The organism is Butyrivibrio sp., from assembly GCF_024699075.1.
On record NZ_JAILQF010000241.1, the window covers coordinates 1 to 4,159 of the forward strand.

Consider the following 4,159-nt stretch of genomic DNA (forward strand, 5'->3'; position numbering starts at 1 on the left):
AAAAAACACTTGCAAAGGTCTGTAGGTTGTAGTAAAGTATCTTTTGTCGCAAGGAACTGCGGCAAACAAAATAAAAGAAATGCGCTGCTAGCTCAGTTGGTAGAGCACCTGACTCTTAATCAGGTTGTCCAGGGTTCGAGACCCTGGCAGCGCACGCCGAGTACTGTTTCATGAGTATATCTCGTGGGGCGGTACTTTTTTCGTATAAGCAATAGAAAGGCGGACGTAAGCTGGTAAGGCCGGTACATGAAGGAATACGGCTTAAAACAGGACATGTCCTATAGAGGTATTAGCTTTGATATTTGATACACACGTACATTATGACGATCATCAGTTTGATGAAGATAGAGAAAGCCTTCTTCAAAGCATGAAGGATAACGGAATTGGTACAGTAGTTAACAATGCTGCTGATCTTGAATCCGTAAATACATCACTTGAGCTTGCGCATAAATATGATTTTGTATATGCAGCTGTTGGAGTTCATCCGGAAAATGTCAATGAACTTGATGATGATAAACTTGAATGGATAAGGGAAAAGTCTAATGACCCTAAGGCTGTTGCGATAGGAGAGATAGGGCTTGATTATCATTACCCTGATAATCCCGATAGACAGACTCAGATAAAGTGGTTTAAAAGACAGCTCGACCTTGCTCTTACACAGTCTCTTCCTGTTGTCATCCATTCAAGGGATGCGGCTAAGGATACAATGGAGATCATGAAGGAGGCTGCAGCTAAAGGAATAGTTGCAGATATACACTGCTATTCTTATAGTCCTGAGCAGGCTCTTGAATATGTTAAGCTTGGATTTTATATTGGCGTTGGCGGAGTTGTGACTTTTAAAAATGGCAAGAAGCTCAAGGAGACTGTAGAGAAGATTCCGCTTGAAAGGATTCTTCTTGAGACAGACTGCCCTTATATGGCTCCTGAGCCTTTCAGAGGAAAGCGTAATTCTTCCATATACCTTCCGTATGTAGTAAAGGCTATAGCCTCTATAAAAGGCGTCACAGAAGAGGAAGTAATAAATATAACAAGCGATAATGCAAGAAGATTTTATAATATAGCCTGATATATGCCGTGTCTTTGGTATAATAAATTATAAAACAGTTGCATTTTTGATTAATAAAAGCCAAGAGGAGGGCGTATGGCGTATCTTGGAAATCCTTCAAGGACCAAAGAAGTAATAAATAAATATCACCTTAATGCACAGAAGAAATTCGGTCAGAACTTTCTTATAGATGATGGAGTTCTTGAAGATATCGTATCAGCTGCGGGTATTACCAAGGATGATACCGTACTTGAGATAGGTCCCGGAATAGGTACTCTTACCCAGTATCTTGCAGAGGCAGCAGGATGTGTTATAGCAGTTGAGATTGATGACAAGCTCCTTCCTGTCCTTGAAGATACGCTTTCTGAGTATGACAATACCAAGGTCCTTAATTCAGATATTCTTGAAGTCGATATAAAGGCACTTTCAGACGAGTACAACAGTGGCAAGCCTTTTAAGGTTGTTGCTAATCTTCCTTATTACATTACAACTCCTATTATTATGAAGCTTTTGGAAGAGGGTAGTCCTGTAGAGTCAATAACAGTCATGGTTCAGAAGGAAGTTGCTGACAGAATGCAGGAGCAGGAAGGCTCAAAAGAATATGGAGCTCTTTCCATAGCTGTTCAGTACTATGCAGAGCCTTGTGTTGTATGCGTAGTTCCGCCTTCATCCTTTATTCCCCAGCCTGGCGTAGACTCAGCTGTCATCAAAATGACTCGTTATGAGAAGATGCCTGTTGAGGTCAAAGACGAGCAGTTCTTTTTCAAGGTTGTAAGAGCAGCTTTTTCCCAGCGTCGCAAAACTCTGGTCAACGGACTTTCTAATAACAAGGAACTTGGAATTTCCAAGGATATGGCAGGGGATGCTCTTGAGAAGATAGGACGTACAAGGACTGAGAGAGGTGAGAAGCTCTCACTTAAGGAATTTGCTCAGTTGTCAGATATTCTTCTTGATAGTCTGGGAAAGTAATAATCGCCATTTCTTAAACGAAACTTTAAATTTGATATGACCTTTTCGTAACAAAATATTCGCAAAAACGTTGCGGCCTAGCTTAGAAAAGCCCGAAAATACCACTATTTTCGGGCTTTTGTCTTTTGACAGACAGATAGAGCTATGTTAAAATTTTAATTGGGAAAATCCTTTAAAAAGAGGGCTATAACTTTGGATAAGTATGAATATAGAGTTCGGGCAGAGGAGATAAAAGTCCTGATTTCTTCAGGCAAATACGGGGAAGCAGTCAAGATTGCAGATACAATTGACTGGAGACGTGTTAAGAGCACCACTATGCTCTGCACTATAAGTGACCTTTATAAGGTCAATCGCCGTTTTGAAGAAAGTAAAGAAATCCTTTTGCTCGCGTATGAGCGTTACCCCAGCAGTAGAGCAATTGTATATTCGCTTTGTGAACTCTCCATTAAAATGGGAGAGTTTGTTCAGGCTGTGGAATATTATAAGGAATTCGTCCGTATTGCACCGCGCGATACAGGACGTTATATACTCCAGTACAGGCTGTATGAGGCTCAGGACGTAAGTCTTGAAGAGCGTATTGCAGTCCTTGAGGAGTTCAAAAAGCATGATTACAGAGAGAAGTGGGCATATGAGCTCGCATATCTGTATCATCGTGTAGGCCTTACGACAGAGTGTATAGAGGAAGTCGATGAGATGTTCCTTTGGTTTGGCGTAGGCAAGTTTGTCATGAAAGCTTTAGAGCTTAAGGCTCTTCATGAGCCTTTATCGCAGGAGCAGCAGGCAAGATATCAGGCTTATAAGAACGGACTTGATGGCAGCATTGACCGTGAAGCGATCCTTAAAAAGGATGAAGATCCGATAGGCAATGATGTATCAGAGACCAAGCAGCCTACCAAGCCTTTTTATAACTCACCTGAAGAAAGAGAAGCTGTAGAAAAGGCTGCTCTTGATGCCGGCATGCCTTCAAGGCAGCAGATGCAGATGTATTATGGCAGGCAGGGCGCTACTGATAATGCTAAAAAGATGCAGGATCAGTATGCATCACCTTTGGATGCAAGGAATCCATCTGTAGCTGATCTGTATCCGAGTTATTCTGACAAGCCTGATCTTGATAATACCAATCCAGGATATTACAGCCAGGATGATCTTTCCAAGATGAATTCAGGCTACTATAACCAGCAGGATCTTTATAATACAAATCCTGGTTATAACGATCAGCAGGATCTCTATAATACTAATCCCGGCTATAATGGCCAGGAGGACCTGGATAACACAAACCCAGGCTACTATGGCAAGGAGGATCTGGATAACACAAACCCAGGCTACTACGGTCAGTCTGGTTCTTATAATACAAATCCGGGCAGCTACGGTCAGGAAGATCTCTATAATACCAACCCGGGCTATTATGCTCAGCAGAGTCTTGATAATACTGATCCCGGATATTTCGGACAGGCACCATCCAAAGGCACTGCTTCTTATGAAGATCCTGTTGATCAATATACTAAAGCTATGCCATCAAGAGAGCAGATTTCTTCATATCAGAGAGCTCCTCGTATGGCAGAACCTGCGCCAGTAAATGCGCCAAGAAATATAGAATCATCTAATCCCAAGACTCCTCCAAAGCCTGTAGGTTATGATACAGTCAATCTTCAGAAAGCCATTGCTGAGAGCATGGAACAGATCATGGCTGAAGAAGAAAGAAATAAACCTGTAAAGGCAGTATCAGAAGTCTTCTATGAGGATGCTACAAGAGAGGTTGTAACACAGGAGACAGCTACCTGGACAAGAACAGATGCTCCTGTTAATCAGAAGGAAGAGCCGGGAGTTACAATAAGACCTACAAGGAAAGTAGCAACAAGCCACTATGATGATATCTTAAAGCAGGATTATGATGGCCAGATAAGTATGGTAGTGCCTGAAACTGATACAGTAGAAGATCAGATCACAGGCCAGATAAGTATTGATGATATCATGAACCGCATCAAGCAGCAGCAGCGCCAGCGTCAGGAAGAGGAAGTTGCAAAGCGTGTTCAGGACAAGATAAGCACAGTTATCAGCCAGTATGATGAGGACGTTAAGTATGATCTCCAGAAGGAAATGGAGAAAGAAGTTAAGCGTGAACTCATGGGCGGCAATCGTCCAAAG

At 42.1% G+C, this 4,159-nt stretch carries 3 protein-coding genes and 1 tRNA gene; all 4 read left to right on the forward strand.

The annotated features are described in order from the left end of the window. The first annotated feature begins 81 nt into the window (after positions 1-81). A tRNA-Lys gene (locus K6G87_RS09885) sits at positions 82-154 on the forward strand. A 141-nt stretch (positions 155-295) separates the two neighbouring features. Beyond that, entirely contained in the window at positions 296-1,066 is a 771-nt protein-coding gene (locus K6G87_RS09890) for a TatD family hydrolase (RefSeq protein WP_296836504.1), read from the forward strand. Between the two features lie 75 nt (positions 1,067-1,141). Continuing rightward, positions 1,142-2,014: a 16S rRNA (adenine(1518)-N(6)/adenine(1519)-N(6))-dimethyltransferase RsmA gene (rsmA, locus tag K6G87_RS09895; protein WP_296836507.1), complete on the forward strand. Its 873-nt coding sequence runs from the start codon at positions 1,142-1,144 to the stop codon at positions 2,012-2,014. Positions 2,015-2,206: 192 nt separating this feature from the next. Next, on the forward strand, positions 2,207-4,159 hold a 1,953-nt coding region (locus tag K6G87_RS09900; RefSeq protein WP_330669817.1), incomplete at its 3' end, for a hypothetical protein.